Genomic DNA, 17,190 nt, shown 5'->3' with positions numbered 1-17,190 from the left:
CGCACCCACTTCAAAAGCAACAACTTTTGCTTTAAGCTATTCCTCATGGAGACAACGACCACACCGTCGAGGCGGACGGGCGGACGCAGCGCCGCGGTCATCCACAGCGTCAGGACGGCCGTGGAAGAACTCGTCAAGGAGCGCGGCCAAGACCGCGTCACCGTGCCGATGATCGCCGAACGGGCGGGCGTCAACCCCACCAGCATCTACCGCCGCTGGGGAGATCTGCCCACCCTCATCAACGACATCGCCACCTATCGCCTCGACCCGGAGCGCCCGCTCCCCGCCAGCGGCAGCCTCCGGGACGACCTCACTGCCTGGGCGGCCGAGCTGGTCAACCACTACCGCAAGCCCGTCAACGCCGCCCTTCTCCGCGGGGGCGCAGGCGCAGCGGGAGAACGCACCTCCGACTGCCTCCGCAACAGGCGCGAAGAGGCGACCATGTTCGTCGGACGAGCGGAGGAGGCCGGACTCACGGCCGACGACATCGTCGACGGCGTCGTCGCCCCGATCGTCTACCGCGCCATCTTCCAGCCGTGGCGCCTCGACGACGACACCGCAGGCGAACTCGTGACCAGGCTCTTCCGTCACGCCGCCTGATCCCGCACGAACCGCAGGAACCCGCACCGCCGCCAGCCGCTAGTGTCGGATTCGTGAGTCGGCAACGGAGCAGCGAGGAACGTGCGGCAGCACGCTCCGGCTGGGCCGTCGGCATCGCGACGGCCGCATACGGGATCTCCTTCGGAGCACTGGCGACCGCCTCCGGACTGGATGTCTGGCAGGCGTGCGTGCTCAGCCTGGTGATGTTCAGCGGAGGGTCGCAGTTCGCGCTGATCGGCGTGCTCGCCTCCGGCGGCGTCGCGGCGGGAGGATCGGCGATCGCGGGAGCCGCCCTCCTCGGTGTCCGCAACTCGTTCTATGCGCTGCGTCTCTCGCGTGTCATCGGGCCGGGCTTCTGGCGGAGGGCAGCGGCGACCCAGCTCACCATCGACGAGTCCACCGCCGTCGCGACCGCCCACCAGGAGCCGCGCGCGCAACGCATCGGCTTCTGGACGACCGGGCTCGTCGTCTACGTCGGCTGGAACCTCACGACGCTCGCCGGCGCTCTGCTCGGCAACCTGATCGGCGATGTGAAAGCATACGGGCTGGATGCGGCTGCGGCCGCCGCGTTCCTCGGCCTACTCTGGCCCCGGCTCAAAGCGCGCCAGACCCAGGCCGTCGCGGTCGCCGCCGGGTTCGTCGCCACCATGCTCACCCCGTTCCTGATGCCGGGCCTCCCTGTGCTCGCCGCCGCGGTGGTGGCCATCGTCGCCGGGGTGCTGAACATCTTCGGAAGACGCTCCGACCCTCGGCATCCCGAGGCCATCCCGATGGAACGCGAGGTGGAACCGTGACCACCTGGAACATCATCCTGCTCGCCTCCATCGCGGTGCTCGGCCTCAAAGCGCTCGGCTGGCTGGTCCCGGCGAAGGCCCTCGACCATCCCACGGTCGCGCGCGTCAGCGACCTGCTGACGGCCGCGCTGCTCGCCGCACTGATCTGCGTGCAGACCTTCGGCGCCGGACAGGCGCTGCAACTGGATGCGCGCCTCCCCGCTGTCGCGATCGCCGCCGGCCTCTACGCCCTCCGCGTCCCCTTCATCGTCGTCGTGCCCGCCGCGGCCGTCGTCGCCGCCCTCATCCGCCTCCTCACCTGACCCCACCCGTCTCGTTCTCGATGGCTGGTGTCAGAGGGGGTTCGTAGGCTCGGGATGCAGCGGGCCGGGCTGCCGACCGACCTGAAGGAGAGCAGTGGCCGCGTGGCATCCGGTTGCGAACGCACGACCGAGCGAGTGGGTTCTGCGACAAGGGGCGCTCGGGCCCCCGTATGCGGTCGTGCGCCAGTTCGCGTTCGGCGACCCGAACCGCCCGGACGTCTGGTTCCGTGTCGTCACCTGGGCTCCGACCTCGACGGGCCGCGAGCTCATCGGCTGGTGCCGCACCCTCGAAGCCGCAGCGGCGGCGGGCTGGGATCACCGCTGCGCGGAGGAGTCGTGGCGCCACCACCAGGCGGCGAAACGGATGGATGCGGCGACCATGGCCAGCGCACGTCCCCCGGCCTCCGAGCTGGTCCGGTTCTACCGGGCGGCATTGCGGCGCCGCCCGAGCGGGAGCACGATGGAGCGCACACCCTCCGGAAGGCGAACATGAGCGAACCCGTCGACGTCGATCCTTCCGATGGCCGCGCCGAGAGCGCGACGCAACGGGCGGACCGGAACTGGGCCGAGATCCTGCAGGAGTTGCGAGTGACGCAGACCGGCACGCAGATCATCAGCGGCTTCCTGCTGACGATCCTGTTCCAGCAACGGTTCACAGAGCTCGACGGATTCCAGGTCGGCTTCTATCTCGTGCTCGTCGTGCTCGCCTCCGCCTGCACTGCGCTCGGCCTCGCACCGGTCGCCCTGCACCGCCAGCTGTTCCGCCATCACGACAAAGTGCAGACGGTCTCCATCGCGAACAGGCTTCTCCGGGTGACGCTGGCCTTGGTGGCCCTTCTCACGAGCGGTGTCGTGTTCTTCGTCTTCGACGTGACACTCGGAACGGCGGCGGGCATCGTCGTCGGCGGAGTGGTCCTCGCGCTGCTCGTGGTGCTGCTCTACGTGTTCCCGCGCGTGACGCTCAGAAGAATCGGAGCGTCCGCAGACCGCGACGACTGACGGCGCTCAGCCCGCTTCGGCCATCGGTTCGGCGGACACTCCGATGCACGACTCGACTTCGCGAAGCACGGCCTCGACCGTGTGAACGGCCGAAGGGTCGCCGGACGCCACAGCCCGCGCGAATTCGAGGACGCGCGCGCGATCCAGGATGTGCTGGGCGGACGGCGTGAGGTAGAGGTAGCGCAGCACCCGCAGGTGCACCGTCTCGATGGCCTCTGCGAGCACCTGGTTGTCGATGGCGGCCAGTGCGATGAGCAGCACGCGCTGGAAGGTCTCGATGGGCGACACGTGCGTGTCGCGCTCCAAGCGGCCGGCGACCAGGCGCAGCTCCAGCTCGTCGCCGTCTGTGCGCAGTCTCAGCGCCTCGGCGATCGCATCGGGGTAGAGCTTTCTGAGGACCAAGACCGCCCCGAAGATCTCGGAGTCGATCAGCGGCGCGACGCAGGTGAACCTGTTGGGGGCCGTCTTGACCAGCCCGAGAGTCACGAGTCTGCTCAGCGCCTCGCGGACAGGAGTTCGGGATACCCGCAGCCAGGCGGTGAGTTCGGCGTCTTTCAGGCGCTCGCCTGGAACGAAGCCGCCGTTCAGGATGCGCGTGAGCAGCACCTCGAAGACGTCGTTGCGCAGCAGCCTGCGGTCGGCGGTGAGCGCCGGCATGCCCGGCGGAAAACTCGAGACCTCGTCGATAGTCATGGGTTGGATCTTCCTGTTCACGGATGCGGGAGAACGGATATTTCTCAGAGGACGGGTTCTCTGGTTTGAAATGGGCCCCGGCCGGAACAGCCGGGGCCCACGGCGGCCGCGAGGGGGGAATCACGGCCGCGCACTGGCCGGATACCCGAATCACGGCCAGAGTTGTTGAGGCGGTCTTTCGCCAAGTTATATTTATAGTTTATCATTGAGCATCTAAGCTTCACAACCTCCCATTTCTCAAGGAGCAGAATAATGCCGATGCCGACCGACCACGTGGCCAGAGTTTCCCTCTCCGACGAGGCGTACACCCGCATCGAGGCGGCGATCATGGACGGCACGCTCGAACCGGGCGAACGCCTCAGAGATCCCGAACTCGTGCAGTGGCTCGGAATCTCCCGCACGCCCATCCGCCACGCGCTCGACCGCCTCCTCGACCAGGGGCTCGTCGAAATGGAGCGCAACAGGTACACCCGCGTCTCCGCTTTCGACGTCGAGGGTGTGCGGCACGCCACCGAGGTCGCGGGCGACCTCTGGGCCGGCGCCGCTCTGCGTGGCCTCGAGCACTGGTCAGACGACGACCTGCGTCTGCTCGACGAGATCGGCACGAGCCTCATCGAGGGCGCGTCCGACAACGACACCGGCCTCTACGTCAGAGCTCTCGAGCACCTGGCCACCCTCTACGTGCGACAACACGGTCCGGCTGCGCACGCTCTCCAACGTCCTCCCCCAGGTCCGCAGGGTCGCACGCAAGCTCAACAACCAGATAGAGGTGGGCTCTGTGCGCGACTTCGTCGCCAGCCTCTCTGCGGCGACCAGGAGCGGGGACGGCACCGCCGCCGCCGCCCAGGTCAACGCATACCTCGCGCACATCGGCGTCGTTCTCGACAAGCTGCCCGGGTGATGCACCCAGGTCGCCCCGGGCATCCCGTGTCGGCACGGACCGCAAGATCCGTGCCAGCCCGGATGCCGCACGGCCATCACCCCACCTAACCTGATCTCAGACGTTCGACCGGGGGACGAACATCCGGGGGGAACACAGATCGAGGCTGGAGCGGAGAACCGCACCGGCCTCGATCTCTTTCTGCCGGCGGATCGCAACCTCCGCCCGCACAGCACGAAGGCCGGACCCCGAGCGGGGTCCGGCCTCGTGTGCTGCTGGTGCTGATGACTACTTGGTCAGCGGCTCCAGGGTCGGGTCGTTGGCGTACGCCTTCGCCGCGTTCTCCTTGGTGACGACGACCGGGGTGAGCAGGTAGGCCGGGACGACCTTGACGCCGTTGTTGTACGACTTGTCGTCGTTCGTCTCCGGCTTCTTGCCCTGCTGCAGGTCGGAGACCATCGCGATGGCCTGCTTGACCAGCGCGCGGGTGTCCTTGTTGATGGTCGAGTACTGGATGCCGGCCATGATCGACTTGACCGACTCAGCCTCGGAGTCCTGACCGGTGACGATCGGGACCGGCTTGCCTGCGCCCTGCACCGAGGTGATGATGGCGCGGGCCAGGGTGTCGTTCGGCGACAGGACGCCGTCGAGCTCCGCCGAACCGTAGTTGGACGCGAGCAGGGTGTCCATGCGGGTCTGCGCGTTCGCCGGCAGCCAGCCCTGGGTGGACGTCTGCTTGATCTCGGTCTGCTTGGAGACGACCGTGAGCGTTCCGTCATCGATCTTCGGCTGCAGGATCTTCATGGCGCCGTCGAAGAACACCTTCGAGTTGGCGTCGTCCGGCGAACCGGAGAACAGCTCGATGTTGTACTTCGTCTTGCCCGGGTACTTGGCCTTCATGCCGTCGAGCAGGGCCTGGCCCTGGAGCTCGCCGACCTTCTCGTTGTCGTACGCGACGTAGTAGTCGACGTTCGGCGTGTTGAGGATGAGGCGGTCGTACGCGATGACGGTCGCGCCGGCGTCGTGCGCGGCCTTGGCCTGCGCGGCGAGCTGGCCACCGTCGACGGCGCCGATGATGATGACCTTGGCGCCGTTGGTGATCATCGACTGGATCTGCGACTGCTGGTCGGAGACGCCAGAGCCACCGGCGTACTGGACGTCGCCCTTGAAGCCGGCGTCCTTGAGTCCGTTGGTGAACAGGTCACCGGCGAGCACCCAGTTCTCCGACGTCTTAGTCGGGAGGGCGACGCCGATCGTGGCGCCCTTGTCGAAGCCGGCGGCTCCGGTCGAGTCGCCTGACGAGCCGCGGCTCGAGCAGCCCGAGAGGGCCAGCGCGGCAACAGCAGCGACGGCCACTGTCGCGATTGCGATCTTGCGCATGTGTGGTTTCACTTTCTCTTGTTGAAGGTGGTGCAGGGATGGAACAGACGGGTAAGTCTTGGGGTGGGCTACTTGGTCAGGGAGCGCGAGCTGGCTTCGGCCGAGCCGCCATCCGGCATGATCACGGGCTGGTCGGCGCCGATGGCGTCCGCCGCCTGCTTCTTGCCGCCGCCGAACATCCTGCCGATCAACGACGGACCTCCTCGGCGCTTGGAGTAGACGTCGATGCCGACGGCGATCAGGAGGACGAGGCCCTTGATGATCTGGACCTTGTCGGAGGTGACGCCGAGCAGCTGCAGGCCGTTGTTGAGGACGGCGATCACGAGACCACCGACGATGGAGCCTGCGACGGTTCCGATACCACCGGAGACCGCTGCACCACCGATGAAGACGGCGGCGATGGCGTCGAGCTCCCAGCCGAGGCCGTCCTGCGGCCCGGAGGAGACGGAGCGGGCGACCGCGATCATGCCGGCCAGTGCTGCGAGCACCGACATGTTCATCATCACGTAGAAGTTGATCCGCTTGATCTTGACGCCGGACAGTTCCGCCGCGTGCCAGTTGCCGCCGACCGCGTAGATGTGGCGACCGAAGATCGTGCTGCGCGTGACGAACGAGTACACGATCACCAGGACGCCGAGGATGATGCCGGACACCGGGAAGCTGGTACCGATGCGGCCGCCGGCGAACACGAACGCGAAGTAGATCACGACGGCGTCGATCACGACCACCTTGAAGACGCTGACCCAGAGCGGCGCCTTCTCGGAGCCCATCTTCGTCTGGCTGCGGCGGGTGCGGATCTCCATCACGGCGACGACGATCGCGATGATGAGGCCGAGCAGCAGGGTGGAGTTGTTGTAGCCGAAGTCCGGGCCCCAGTCGGGCAGGAAGCCGCCGCCGATGAAGGTGAAGCCGTCCGGCACCGGAATGGTGTTCGCGTTTCCGATGAACTGGTTCAAACCGCGGAAGATGAGCATGCCCGCCAGGGTGACGATGAACGCCGGGACGCCGACGTATGCGACCCACCAGCCCTGCCAGGCGCCGATGACCACACCGATCAGCAGACCCAGGATGATCGCGACCGGCCACGGGAGGTGCCACTCGGTCATCGATTTGGCGACCACGATACCGACCACGGCGGCGACAGAGCCGACCGACAGGTCGATGTGACCGGCGATGATCACCATCACCATGCCGATCGCCAGGATCAGCACATAGGCGTTCTGGTTGACCAGGTTGATCAGGTTGACGGACTCGAGCGTCTTGCCGCCGGTCGCGATCTCGAAGAACACGACGATGACGACCAGGGCGCCGAGGATGCCGAACTGGCGGCCGGCGGACTGACCGTTGCCGAACATCTTGGCGAGGTCGCGGATACCCCCGGACTTCTTCTTTTCGGGAATCTGTGTGGTCATTATCAAGCAACCCTCTTCTTGGCGGATGTCATGCTTTTCAGGAGCGTTTCTGGGGTGGCTTCCGCGATCGGAAGCTCGTTGGTGATCTGGCCCTCGAAGATCGTGTAGATGCGGTCCGAGATGCCGAGAAGTTCTGGCAGCTCGGAGGAGATGACGACGACGCCCTTCCCCTGAGCGGCGAGCTGCTGGATGATGCCGTAGATCTCGAACTTGGCGCCGACGTCGATACCGCGGGTGGGCTCGTCGAGGATGAGCAGGTCAGGGTCGGTGAACATCCACTTGGCCAGGACGACCTTCTGCTGGTTGCCGCCGGAGAGCGTGCTGACGCCGCGCTCCACATCCGGGGTCTTGATGCGCAGGCTCTTGCGGTACTCCTCCGCGATCGCGAACTCCTTCTGGTCGTCGACCACGTTGAGACGCGAGATCTTCTTCAGCTTCGCGGAGACGATCGACTCCTTGATGTCGTCGAGGAGGTTGAGCCCGAGCACCTTTCGGTCCTCGCTGACGTAAGCCATGCCGTTGTCGATGGCCTCGCTGACGTTGCGGACCTCGATCTGCTCGCCGTCCTTGTAGATCTCGCCGGAGATGAAGTTGCCGTACGAGCGGCCGAACACGCTCATCGCGAGCTCGGTGCGCCCGGCGCCCATCAGCCCGGCGAAGCCGACGATCTCGCCGCGGCGGACATGGAACGACGAGTTCTTGACGACGAGGCGGTCGGTGACCTGCGGGTGCTGAACGACCCAGTTCTTCACCTCGAAGAACGTCTCGCCGATGTTCGGCGTGCGCTCGGGGAAGCGGCTTTCGAGCGTGCGGCCGACCATCCCGCGGATGATGCGGTCCTCGTCGACGCCGTCGGCCTTCACGCTGAGGGTCTCGATGGTGCGGCCGTCGCGGATGATCGTGATCTCGTCGGCGACGCGCTCGATCTCGTTGAGCTTGTGCGAGATCATGATCGAGCTGATGCCCTTGCTCTTCAGCCCCAGGATGAGGTCGAGCAGGTGCTGCGACTCCGCCTCGTTGAGCGCGGCGGTCGGCTCGTCGAGGATGAGCAGCTTGACCGATTTATTCAGAGCTTTGGCGATCTCGACCAGTTGCTGCTTGCCGACGCCGATGTTCTTGATCGGGGTGTCCGGATCGTCGCTGAGGCCGACGCGGGCGAGCAGCTCGGTGGCGCGGGTCTTGGCTTCCTGCCAGTTGATGACTCCGCCGCGGCTGGGCTCGTTGCCGAGGAAGATGTTCTCGGTGATCGACAGCTCCGGGATGAGCGCGAGCTCCTGGTGGATGATGACGATGCCCTCGTGCTCACTGGACCTGATGTCCTTGAAGCGCATCTCCTGGCCGTTGTAGACGATGTCTCCGGTGTACGTCCCATACGGGTACACGCCGGAGAGCACCTTCATCAGCGTGGACTTTCCTGCACCGTTCTCGCCGCAGATCGCGTGGATCTCATCGGCCTTGACGGTGAGGGAGACATCCTCGAGCGCCTTCACACCAGGGAACTCCTTGGTGATCGCGCGCATCTCCAGGATGACTGCGTTCGACGGCATCGTCGCTCCTTCGGGTTTGTTGCTCATTCGGGGTGGTGCCGGTTCGGGGTTACTGCTCAACTGCGAACCATCTGCCTAAGTAGTAAACGCTAAACCCAGCCTTGGCGTCAAACAGTGAACACAACAAGTAAATAACGGTCTGGGTGCGCGCGGTGCGTCGCGCGGGTCAGTCCCGCCCTGCGAGAGACGCCTGGATGACCAGCGCCGCGGCCCCGAGAGACTCCGCCCTGTCGCCGAGGGACGACATCCTGACGGTGGTTGTCTCGCCGATCACGGGGATCGCGTTCTGCAGGATCCCGTGCCTGATCGGGTCGAGCAGCGCCTCACCGAGCCCGGCGAGCGGGCCGCCGATCAGCACCAGCTCCGGATTGATGACGTTCGCGATATTGGCGATGGCCTGGCCGATCGCATGGCCGGCGTCGCCGACGACCCGCAGCGTGGCCGGGTCGCGCTCGATGCCCTTGCGGAGGATGTCCTTGGTCGTCACCTGCGTCTCCGAACCACGGCCGAGGGATTCGATCATCACCGTGGTCGAAGCGACCGTCTCCAGACAGCCGCGGTTGCCGCAGCGGCAGATCACGCCGTGCTCGGTGACGGGCGTGTGCCCCAGCTCCCCCGTGATCCCGAGGTAGCCGTAGTACGGCTGGCCGTTCAGAATGAGACCGGCGCCGATGCCGGAGCCGATCTTCACGAAGATGAGGTTGCGCACCCCGCGGTTGGCTCCCCAGGTCACTTCGGCCAGGGCGCCAAGGTTGGCGTCGTTGTCCACGACGACGGGGAACCGGAAGGCGTTCTCGAGGTCGCGCAGGTTGACGCCGACCCACTCGGGGAGATCACCCTGCAGAACGGTGCCCGTCCTGCGGTCGATCGGGCCTGGAATGCCGACCCCGACCGACAGCACGGACTCGCGCTCCCAGCCGTTCTGCGCGAGCATCCGGTCGATGAGATCCGAGGCCGCCTTCAGGCTCTCGTCCACGTCGTAGCCGAGGGGAAGCGCGATGCCCTCCTCCGCCAGCACCTCGTAGCCGAGCGTCGTGAGCACGATGCGGACGTGCCGTCGACCGAAGTCGACCCCGACGGCGATGTCTCCGGTGTCGGTCAGTTGCACGAGCAGGGCTCTTCGCCCTCCGCTGTTGACCGGGGAGGTCGCGACCACACCCTTGGCCGCCATGTCCCGGACGATGTTCGAGACGGTGGCGGTCGACAGTCCCGTTCCGCGCGCAAGCTCCGCCTGGGTCGCGGGGCCGTTGGCGAGGAGGAACTCGAAGAGCCGCTCCTGGTTCAAGTGCCTCAGTGCGCCTTGCGACCCGGGGTTGCGTGCGCCACGTACGAGAGAGCCCGATGTGGCGGTCATGCGATAAGGGTGCAGGAGCGACGTGTTGTAGTCAAGTTGTGAACATAAGCACACGGCTGAGTGACAACCTGACTTCAGGTTTCTCACACGGCAGACGAGCCCCGCGCATCCTGTTGCCGCGACAGGCTCCAGACCTGGCCGACGATCATGCCTTCCGGGCCGTCTCCGGTGGTCTCGAAGTGGTCGACGTACGGGCCGATGAACGCCTGCCAGCGGGCGTTCGCCTCGTCGGTGTCCAGTGCATCCATGGCCGCGGCGAAGTCGTCGCAGTCGACCAGATGGAACAGATTGCGGCCGCTTCGCCAGATGGTCCAGTCGTGGATGCCGACGCGCACGAACGACTCGACGAGGTCGGCCGGGATGGTGGCGTGGGCCTCCTCATAGCCGGCCTCGTGGCCTTCGCGGACGATGGAGTGCAGTGCGACGCGCATCGGTTCTCTCCCTGGGTTGGAATACTATAGGAAATAGTAATAGGGTTTGCGGGACGAGCGAAAGGACCCTCGATGCCCAATCTGCCGACGCGCTTTCAGAGACTCGGCGAGCCAGGTGCGGAAATCCCCGTCGTGAGCGACGGGACGACCACCTGGGATCTGCGCCCCATCACCACGGACATCGACGGCGCCTTCCTCGCCGCCGACGGGCTCGCCAGGGCAGAGGCTGCCGCCGCAGCCGGCGATCTGCCGGCCGTCGACCCGGCCGGGATGCGCGTCGGCGCACCGATCGCCCGGCCGACCGCCGTCATCTGCATCGGGATGAACTACGCTGCCCACGCCCGCGAATCCGGTTCAGAGCCGCCCACCGACATCGTGGTGTTCTACAAGCACCCCAACACCGTGGTCGGGCCGGACGACGCGGTGCTCCTGCCGCCGGGGTCGACCACGACCGACTGGGAGGTCGAGCTGGCCGCCGTGATCGGGAAGCGCGCCCGCTACCTGTCGTCGCCGGAGGAGGCGCTCGCGCACATCGCCGGGTTCACCGTGGCGAACGACGTCTCGGAGCGCGAGTACCAACTGCAGCGGTCGCTCGGCCAGTGGAGCAAAGGCAAGAGCTTCGAGACCTTCAACCCGCTCGGCCCGTGGCTCGTGCCGACCGCGCAGGTCGGAGACGGCTCCGGCCTCGGGATCTGGTCGACGGTCAACGGGGAGCAGCGGCAGCAGTCGAGCACCTCCGACCTGATCTTCGGCGTCGCGGAGATCGTCTACCGGCTCAGCCAGTTCACGGTGCTCGAACCGGGCGACCTGATCAACACCGGAACCCCGGAAGGCGTCGGCCTCTCCGGACGGTTCCCCTACCTCGCCATCGGCGACGTGATCGAGCTGGGAATCGACGGACTCGGACAGCAGCGCACGACCGTGCGCGCGGCCGACTGACAGAGGGAGAGACGACGGTGTCGCAGAACTTCGCAGGACTCGTGGCAGCAGTCACGGGAGGCGCCTCCGGGCTGGGCAAGGCCATCGCGGACGAGCTCGCATCCCAGGGGGCGAGGGTCTTCTGCCTCGACCTCGACGCGTCGGCGGTCAGTGAACCGCATACAGGCATCCGGTGCGACATCGGAGACGACGACAGCGTGCGCGACGCGATCGCCGCGGTGATCGCCGACGCCGGGCGACTCGATGTGGTGGTCGCCAACGCGGGCATCGGCGCGCAGGGCGACGTGCTCGCCAACGACGACGCCGAGTGGATGCGCGTGCTCAACGTCAACGTGATCGGCTCGGCCCGCACCATCCGGCACGCGATGCCGCACCTGCAGGAGTCGCCGGCGGCCGCGGTGGTGCTGACCAGCTCGATCGCCGCCTGGGCCGGGCTCCCCCAGCGTGTGCTGTACTCGGCGTCGAAGGGCGCCGTCTCTGCGATGACGCTCGCCATCGCCGCCGACTGCCTGCCGCTCGGGATCCGCGTGAACGCGGTCGCGCCCGGCACGGCGGACACCCCGTGGGTCGGGCGCCTGCTCGACACCGCCACTGATCCGGATGCGGAGCGCGCCGCGCTGGCAGCGCGCCAGCCGAGCGGTCGCCTCGTGCAGCCGCAGGAGGTGGCAGAGGCGGTCGCCTACCTCGCGTCGCCGAGCTCCGCCTCCACCAACGGCGTCGTCCTCGCCGTCGACGGCGGCATGTACTCCCTCCGCCCGCGCCGCTAGCGCCCCTCCCGCACGCGCCCGTCCGCGCCTGCCGAAGCTAGAAGGCGGCGGGGACGGCGAACGTGTGCGCGGCGAGGGAGGCGTCGTGCATCTGCATGCCGGTGCCGGGGGTGAGGGGGGCGCGGTAGCGGCCTCCGGCGATCTCGACTGGGGCGACGAAGTGCTCGTGCAGGTGCTTCGTGTACTCGATCATGCGGCCGTCCTGGCTGGCCGAGACGGCGACGTAGTCGAACATCGAGAAGTGCTGGACGGCCTCGCAGAGACCGACACCGCCGGCGTGCGGGCAGACCGGGACGCCGAACTTGGCGGCGAGGAGGAGGATCGCGATGTTCTCGTTCACTCCGGCCACGCGGGTGGAGTCGATCTGCACGATCGAGGCCGCGCGCGCCTGGAGCAGCTGCTTGAACAGCACCCTGCTCATCGCGTGCTCCCCCGTCGCGATCGGCACGGGAGCGACCGCTGCGGCGATGGCGGCGTGGGCGAGGATGTCGTCCGGGCTGGTCGGCTCCTCCACCCAGGCGAGGTCGAACGGTTCGAGGGCGTGGATCCACTGGATGGCCTGGTCGCGATCCCAGCGCTGGTTGGCGTCGATGGCGATCCGGATGCCCGGACCGACCGTCTCGCGGGCGATGGCGAGACGCCGGATATCGTCGTCGAGGTTGTCGCCGACCTTGAGCTTGATCTGCTGGAAGCCGTCGTCGACGGCCTCTCGGGCCAGACGGCGCAGCTTGTCGTCCGAGTACCCGAGCCAGCCGGGAGTGGTGGTGTATCCGGGGTAGCCGAGGGCGAGCAGGTCGGCCTCCCGCTCCGCGCGGCCCGGCTGCGCATCCCGGAGGATCGCGAGCGCGTCGTCGCGGGTGAGGGCGTCGCTGAGGTAGCGGAAGTCGACCAGGTCGACCAGCTGCTCCGGGGTCATCCGGGAGAGCAGCTGCCAGAGCGGCAGCCCTGCGCGCTTGGCCTTCAGGTCCCAGAACGCGTTCACGACGGCACCGATCGCCATGTGCATGACGCCCTTCTCCGGGCCGAGCCAGCGCAGCTGCGAGTCGTAGACGAACTCGCGCCAGAAGCCCCCGAGGTCGTCGAGGATCTCGTCGACATCTCTGCCGATCACGCGGTGCGCGACCGCGTCGATGGCCGCGACCTGGACGTCGTTGCCGCGCCCGATGGTGAACACGAATGCGTGGCCCTCGTGGTCGTCCGGAGCGTCGGTGCTGACGCGCAGGTAGGCGGCCGAGTAGTCGGGGTCCGGGTTCATCGCGTCGGAGCCGTCGAGCATGGCCGACGTCTCGAACCGGACGTCCAGCGTTTCAAATCCCGTGACGATGCTCACGCGCACCCCTCTCCTCCGTCGCCGAGCGCACCATCGCGTCGGACCGACTCCAACATCCTATTGGATATAGGTGGGTCGCGCCAGTCGGTTGGCAACGGATGGCTAATTGAATCGAACCTCGAAAACAGCATCGAATGGTGGTAATCTGTACCGATTCGGCGATAAGGAGTCAGAATGCCCGCCCTGCACCAGGTGCCTGATCTTCCGCGGGTTCCCGTCACCACCTTCAAGCGGAATCTGACCGCCTACATCCAGTCGGGAGCCGTCGTGACGAACCACGGTCATCCCCGCGCGGCGCTCCTCCCGATCGACACCGACGCGACAGCGGACGGCAGCCTGGAGGCAGTGAAGGCGCAGCTGCTCCTGCTGACCAGGCTGGTCGACCGCGAAGCGGCAGCGGCCGAGCTCGCCGATCTGGCGGCGTCCCGTGACGCAGAAACGGTCGAGGCCGGCCGGTGAAGGCGATGGTGGACACCAGCGTCCTGGTCGCCGGGATGCCGGAGGACATCATCCGCGAGATCGAGTACTACTGCTCGTCGACGATCTGTCGCGGCGAACTGGCGCACGGGCTCTTCACGTTCCAGCGCGATCCCAAACGAGAACGAGAGGCGAACGCTCGCGCGGAACTCCTCAGACTCCTCGACGCCCTCCCCGCGTTCTGGCAGCCGTTCGACCGAGCCGCCTCCGACGCGTACGGCCGTCTCACGGCGGTACCGCACTCGGCGATCAGGCTGAAAGACGCGCTGATCGCCGGCCACGCGTTCTCACTCGATCTTCCGATCATCACGGTGGACGCCGGATTCAGCCGCTTCCCCGACGTGCGCGTGCTCGACAAGGCGTATTAGCCGGCTTGCTCCGCGCCCTCCAGGCTTGCGGAGATGCGCGTGTACGACTTGGTGACGTGGTCGAGCATCGCTCGCTCCGCCGCGGCGGCGTCGCCGGCGCGCAGTGCTTCCAGCACGGCCTCGTGCTCGCCGGAGGTCTCCTCCACCACGCCGTGCTTGAAGTAGATGCGGTATTGGTGCATGTGCGACCGCAGCCGCGCGATGGCGTCGGACAGCAGCGCGTTGCCGGAGTGCTCGGCGATGATGCGGTGGAAGGCCGCATCCTGGTCGGCGAAGTCTTTGTAGTCGCGGAAGCGGTCGTCGCCGCTCTGTGCTGCCTCGCCGCTCGCATGCATGGCCTCGCAGAGCTCTTCGAGCTCGGCGAGCGTCTCCGTGGTGAGCTCGCCGACCGCGTTGCGCGTGGCGTACGGCTCCATCAGGCGCCGCATCTCGAACAGCTGCCGCAGGCCCTCACTGTCGAGCAGGGGCGCCGCCGTGTATCCCTTGAGCGCCTGCTTGACCACCAGACCCTCGGATTCGAGCCGCGCGAGCGCCTCGCGCACGGGGGTCGGGGAGACGTTGAGCTGCCGCGCGATCCCGTCGATGCTGGCTCGGCTGCCCGGCTCGATCACCTGGTCCATCAGCAGTGCAAGGACCGCGTCGTACACGTCGTCGGCGAGCGCCCGCCTCGCGGGGAGGAAGTGCGCGCCCGGTGCCTGTTCGGTACTCATGCAGTCATCGTAGATGTTCGGCGAACGGAACAAGAGGATAGAGGATGCAGGATTCTCATGGCAGCAGTCCCGCCTCCGTCAGTTCCGCCCACAGCTCGTCCGGGACCTGGACGGCCGCCAGCCCGGCATTGCGCGTGATCTGCTCGGCGGAGTCCGCACCGAGCACGACGGTCGCGACGGCCGGGTGACGCAGCGGGAACTGCACGGCCAGCTGCGGCACGGTCACGCCGTACGGGGCCGCGATGTCCGCGATCCGGTCGGCAGTGGCGAGCAGCGCATCCGGTGCGGCGCCGTAGTTGTATGTCGCGCCCGCGATCGGGCGGTCGGTGGCGAGGATGCCGGAGTTGAACACGGCGGCGACGGCGACGGACACCCCACGCTCGGCGGCGGCTGGCAGCAGATCCTGTTCGGCGGCCTGGTCGAGCAGGGTGTACCTGCCGGCGCACATCACGATGTCGAGGTCCGTCTCCCTGACGAACCTGGTGAGCATCGCCGATTGGTTCATCCCTGCGCCGTAGGAGCGGATCACGCCCTGCGAGCGCAGTTCGTCCAGTGCGGGGAACGCACCGTCGAGCGCCTCCCGCTCGTGGTCGTCCGGGTCGTGCACGAAGACCACGTCGATGCGGTCGAGGCCGAGCCTGGTGAGCGAGTCGTCGATGGAGCGGAGCACGCCGTCGCGCGAGTAGTCGAAGCGGCGGCGGACGGTCGACGGCACGGCGAACAGGTTGTCGATGTCCGTGTCGCCGTCCCGGTAGTCCGGGTTGGGGTCGAGGACGCGGCCGACCTTGGTCGACAGCACGAAGTCGTCGCGGGGGTACTCGCGCAACCCGGCGCCGAGCCGCTGCTCCGCCAGCCCGAGGCCGTAGTGCGGGGCCGTGTCGAAGTACCGGATCCCGGCGTCCCACGCGGCGGGCACGATGCCGGGCCATGCGTCGTCGGCGAGCGGCCGGTAGAGGTTGCCGAGTGCCGCGACGCCGTAGCCGATCGGCCCGACGGTCAGGCCGCCCCTGCCATACGCCCTGGATGCGGTCAGTGTGTTCACGAGGTCCATTCTGCTCAGTTCACCCTCAGGTCGTCGATGGCGTCGAAGTCCCATTCGATGCCGAGGCCGGGCGCGGTCGGAGCGACGCCTGCACCGTCGCTGACCGTCATCTCGCTCCTGGTCACCGCCCGCAACTGCGGGATGTGCTCCAGATAGAGCGCGTTCGGGATCGCGCAGCACAGCGACACGTGCAGCTCCATCAGGAAGTGCGGCGCCACCGACACGTTGAACGCCTCCGCCAGATGCGCGACCTTCAGCCACGGCGTGATCCCGCCGACCCGTGCCACATCCACCTGCACGATCGACGCGGCGCCCGCCTGCAGATACTCGCGGAAGTGCCCGACCGAGTAGATCGACTCCCCCACCGCCACCGGCAGACTGGTCGCCTCCGCCAGCCGGCGGTGCCCGGCGACGTCTTCGGCGGGAAGCGGCTCCTCGAACCAGAAGATGTCCAGCTTCTCGAACAGCGCAGCACGGCGGATCGCCTCCGCGGCCGTCATCGACTGGTTCGCGTCGACCATGATGTCCATGCCTGGACCCACCGCGTCCCTGACAGCGGCGAGACGCTCGAAGTCCTCGTGTCCGCGCGGTTTGCCGACCTTGATCTTCACCCCGTTCATCCCGGCCGCCTTCGACTCCACCGCCTGCGCGACCAGCTCCTCCGTACTGAAGTGCAGCCAGCCGCCCTCGGTGTCGTACAACGGGATGCTCGGCCGCGACCCACCCGCCGCCACCCACAGCGGCAGCCCGGCCGCCTTGCAGCGCGCATCCCAGACGGCGGTGTCCACGGCGGCGAGCGCCAGCGAGGTGATGAGGCCGACCGTCGTCGCCCGCGTGGACGAGAACAATGCCCGCCACACCGCCTCCGGACGATTCGCGTCCATCCCGAGCAGCACCTCCAGCAGTCCGCTGCGCAACAGACTCAGCACCGCACCGCCACCGGTGCCGATCGTGTAGCTGTAGCCGACACCCTCCACACCCCCGGCGGTCCGGATGCGCACGAAGATCGTCTCCTGCTTCACGAACGACTGCACGGCGTCCGTGCGCACGGTCTCCACCTCGAGGTCGCTCAGCCACGCCTCCGCGAAGACGATGGTGCCGTCCACGGCGATCCGGTCGATGGGCGGTGCGAGGGTCATTGGTCCTGCTTTCGTTGAATCGGTGG

The 17,190-nt window shown here is 67.4% G+C and carries 20 protein-coding genes; 10 read left to right on the top strand and 10 right to left on the bottom strand.

The annotated features are described in order from the left end of the window. The first annotated feature begins 45 nt into the window (after positions 1-45). The 5 genes from AC37TH_RS04375 to AC37TH_RS04355 all read left to right on the top strand — a co-directional run bounded on the left by AC37TH_RS04375 (position 46) and on the right by AC37TH_RS04355 (position 2,695). On the top strand, positions 46-600 hold the full coding sequence (locus tag AC37TH_RS04375) for a TetR/AcrR family transcriptional regulator (protein ID WP_490763121.1): 555 nt from the start codon (positions 46-48) through the stop codon (positions 598-600). Between the two features lie 53 nt (positions 601-653). Then, entirely contained in the window at positions 654-1,394 is a 741-nt protein-coding gene (locus AC37TH_RS04370) for an AzlC family ABC transporter permease (protein ID WP_490763120.1), read from the top strand. Then, complete coding sequence (locus AC37TH_RS04365) at positions 1,391-1,696, top strand: AzlD domain-containing protein (RefSeq protein ID WP_490763119.1); 306 nt, start codon at positions 1,391-1,393, stop codon at positions 1,694-1,696. Before AC37TH_RS04370 ends, AC37TH_RS04365 begins: the two co-directional genes overlap by 4 nt. 94 nt (positions 1,697-1,790) lie before the next feature. Further along, positions 1,791-2,189: a hypothetical protein gene (locus tag AC37TH_RS04360; protein ID WP_490763118.1), complete on the top strand. Its 399-nt coding sequence runs from the start codon at positions 1,791-1,793 to the stop codon at positions 2,187-2,189. Next, positions 2,186-2,695, top strand: a complete 510-nt coding sequence (locus AC37TH_RS04355) for a DUF6328 family protein (protein ID WP_490763117.1) — start codon at positions 2,186-2,188, stop codon at positions 2,693-2,695. The genes AC37TH_RS04360 and AC37TH_RS04355 overlap by 4 nt, the downstream gene beginning before the upstream one ends. 6 nt (positions 2,696-2,701) lie before the next feature. Here the strand turns inward: AC37TH_RS04355 and AC37TH_RS04350 are convergent, their stop codons facing one another. Next, positions 2,702-3,388 (bottom strand): GntR family transcriptional regulator, encoded by a 687-nt coding sequence (locus AC37TH_RS04350; protein ID WP_490763116.1) that lies wholly within the window; start codon positions 3,386-3,388, stop codon positions 2,702-2,704. A gap of 252 nt (positions 3,389-3,640) precedes the next feature. Between AC37TH_RS04350 and AC37TH_RS04345 the strand changes: the two genes are divergently transcribed. Continuing rightward, positions 3,641-4,378, top strand: a complete 738-nt coding sequence (locus tag AC37TH_RS04345) for a GntR family transcriptional regulator (RefSeq protein ID WP_490763115.1) — start codon at positions 3,641-3,643, stop codon at positions 4,376-4,378. A gap of 178 nt (positions 4,379-4,556) precedes the next feature. On the opposite strand, the gene AC37TH_RS04340 is transcribed toward AC37TH_RS04345, so the two are convergent. From AC37TH_RS04340 to AC37TH_RS04320, 5 genes are all read right to left on the bottom strand, one after another. Next, positions 4,557-5,648, bottom strand: coding sequence for a substrate-binding domain-containing protein (locus AC37TH_RS04340; protein WP_490763114.1), 1,092 nt, complete (start codon positions 5,646-5,648; stop codon positions 4,557-4,559). A gap of 68 nt (positions 5,649-5,716) precedes the next feature. Continuing rightward, a complete protein-coding gene (gene mmsB, locus AC37TH_RS04335; RefSeq protein ID WP_490763113.1) occupies positions 5,717-7,060 on the bottom strand; it encodes a multiple monosaccharide ABC transporter permease in 1,344 nt (447 codons plus the stop codon). A gap of 2 nt (positions 7,061-7,062) precedes the next feature. Next, positions 7,063-8,607 carry a multiple monosaccharide ABC transporter ATP-binding protein gene (gene mmsA / locus AC37TH_RS04330; RefSeq protein WP_490763112.1) on the bottom strand — a complete coding sequence of 515 codons (1,545 nt, stop codon included), beginning with the start codon at positions 8,605-8,607 and terminating at the stop codon, positions 7,063-7,065. A 166-nt stretch (positions 8,608-8,773) separates the two neighbouring features. Further along, positions 8,774-9,961, bottom strand: a complete 1,188-nt coding sequence (locus tag AC37TH_RS04325; RefSeq protein ID WP_490763111.1) for an ROK family transcriptional regulator — start codon at positions 9,959-9,961, stop codon at positions 8,774-8,776. A gap of 83 nt (positions 9,962-10,044) precedes the next feature. Then, positions 10,045-10,392 carry an L-rhamnose mutarotase gene (locus tag AC37TH_RS04320; RefSeq protein ID WP_490763110.1) on the bottom strand — a complete coding sequence of 116 codons (348 nt, stop codon included), beginning with the start codon at positions 10,390-10,392 and terminating at the stop codon, positions 10,045-10,047. Between the two features lie 72 nt (positions 10,393-10,464). Between AC37TH_RS04320 and AC37TH_RS04315 the strand changes: the two genes are divergently transcribed. Together AC37TH_RS04315 and AC37TH_RS04310 are read left to right on the top strand one after the other, a co-directional pair. Continuing rightward, complete coding sequence (locus tag AC37TH_RS04315) at positions 10,465-11,331, top strand: fumarylacetoacetate hydrolase family protein (protein WP_490763109.1); 867 nt, start codon at positions 10,465-10,467, stop codon at positions 11,329-11,331. 17 nt (positions 11,332-11,348) lie between these two features. After that, a complete protein-coding gene (locus tag AC37TH_RS04310) occupies positions 11,349-12,098 on the top strand; it encodes an SDR family NAD(P)-dependent oxidoreductase (RefSeq protein ID WP_490763108.1) in 750 nt (249 codons plus the stop codon). 37 nt (positions 12,099-12,135) lie between these two features. Here AC37TH_RS04310 and AC37TH_RS04305 read toward each other — a convergent pair whose 3' ends face one another. Further along, a complete protein-coding gene (locus tag AC37TH_RS04305) occupies positions 12,136-13,428 on the bottom strand; it encodes an enolase C-terminal domain-like protein (protein WP_490763107.1) in 1,293 nt (430 codons plus the stop codon). 174 nt (positions 13,429-13,602) lie between these two features. Between AC37TH_RS04305 and AC37TH_RS04300 the strand changes: the two genes are divergently transcribed. After that, positions 13,603-13,887: a hypothetical protein gene (locus AC37TH_RS04300; RefSeq protein WP_490763106.1), complete on the top strand. Its 285-nt coding sequence runs from the start codon at positions 13,603-13,605 to the stop codon at positions 13,885-13,887. A gap of 5 nt (positions 13,888-13,892) precedes the next feature. Next, a complete protein-coding gene (locus AC37TH_RS04295) occupies positions 13,893-14,273 on the top strand; it encodes a type II toxin-antitoxin system VapC family toxin (protein ID WP_490763105.1) in 381 nt (126 codons plus the stop codon). Here the strand turns inward: AC37TH_RS04295 and AC37TH_RS04290 are convergent. The 3 genes from AC37TH_RS04290 to AC37TH_RS04280 are packed head-to-tail and all read right to left on the bottom strand — an operon-like array spanning position 14,270 to position 17,164. After that, positions 14,270-14,983, bottom strand: a complete 714-nt coding sequence (locus tag AC37TH_RS04290) for a GntR family transcriptional regulator (protein WP_490763104.1) — start codon at positions 14,981-14,983, stop codon at positions 14,270-14,272. The genes AC37TH_RS04295 and AC37TH_RS04290 overlap by 4 nt on opposite strands. Before the next feature lie 55 nt (positions 14,984-15,038). Further along, entirely contained in the window at positions 15,039-16,025 is a 987-nt protein-coding gene (locus AC37TH_RS04285) for an aldo/keto reductase (RefSeq protein ID WP_490763103.1), read from the bottom strand. A 14-nt stretch (positions 16,026-16,039) separates the two neighbouring features. Beyond that, a complete protein-coding gene (locus tag AC37TH_RS04280; RefSeq protein ID WP_490763102.1) occupies positions 16,040-17,164 on the bottom strand; it encodes a mandelate racemase/muconate lactonizing enzyme family protein in 1,125 nt (374 codons plus the stop codon). Positions 17,165-17,190 lie beyond the last annotated feature (26 nt).

It is taken from the genome of Leifsonia sp. McL0627 (assembly GCF_058244615.1).
The sequence above is the reverse complement of the archived record's forward strand: the minus strand, read 5'-3'. Positions and strand labels throughout refer to the sequence as shown.

What these genes read in the sequence shown, in the direction of transcription:
- AC37TH_RS04375 (WP_490763121.1), top strand. Translation starts at nt 46, where the DNA reads ATGGAGACAACGACCACACCGTCGAGGCGGACGGGCGGACGCAGCGCC.
- AC37TH_RS04355 (WP_490763117.1), top strand. Translation starts at nt 2,186, where the DNA reads ATGAGCGAACCCGTCGACGTCGATCCTTCCGATGGCCGCGCCGAGAGC.
- AC37TH_RS04350 (WP_490763116.1), bottom strand. Translation starts at nt 3,388, where the DNA reads ATGACTATCGACGAGGTCTCGAGTTTTCCGCCGGGCATGCCGGCGCTC.
- AC37TH_RS04345 (WP_490763115.1), top strand. Translation starts at nt 3,641, where the DNA reads ATGCCGATGCCGACCGACCACGTGGCCAGAGTTTCCCTCTCCGACGAG.
- AC37TH_RS04340 (WP_490763114.1), bottom strand. Translation starts at nt 5,648, where the DNA reads ATGCGCAAGATCGCAATCGCGACAGTGGCCGTCGCTGCTGTTGCCGCG.
- mmsB (WP_490763113.1), bottom strand. Translation starts at nt 7,060, where the DNA reads ATGACCACACAGATTCCCGAAAAGAAGAAGTCCGGGGGTATCCGCGAC.
- mmsA (WP_490763112.1), bottom strand. Translation starts at nt 8,607, where the DNA reads ATGCCGTCGAACGCAGTCATCCTGGAGATGCGCGCGATCACCAAGGAG.
- AC37TH_RS04325 (WP_490763111.1), bottom strand. Translation starts at nt 9,961, where the DNA reads ATGACCGCCACATCGGGCTCTCTCGTACGTGGCGCACGCAACCCCGGG.
- AC37TH_RS04320 (WP_490763110.1), bottom strand. Translation starts at nt 10,392, where the DNA reads ATGCGCGTCGCACTGCACTCCATCGTCCGCGAAGGCCACGAGGCCGGC.
- AC37TH_RS04315 (WP_490763109.1), top strand. Translation starts at nt 10,465, where the DNA reads ATGCCCAATCTGCCGACGCGCTTTCAGAGACTCGGCGAGCCAGGTGCG.
- AC37TH_RS04300 (WP_490763106.1), top strand. Translation starts at nt 13,603, where the DNA reads ATGCCCGCCCTGCACCAGGTGCCTGATCTTCCGCGGGTTCCCGTCACC.
- AC37TH_RS04295 (WP_490763105.1), top strand. Translation starts at nt 13,893, where the DNA reads ATGGTGGACACCAGCGTCCTGGTCGCCGGGATGCCGGAGGACATCATC.
- AC37TH_RS04290 (WP_490763104.1), bottom strand. Translation starts at nt 14,983, where the DNA reads ATGAGTACCGAACAGGCACCGGGCGCGCACTTCCTCCCCGCGAGGCGG.
- AC37TH_RS04280 (WP_490763102.1), bottom strand. Translation starts at nt 17,164, where the DNA reads ATGACCCTCGCACCGCCCATCGACCGGATCGCCGTGGACGGCACCATC.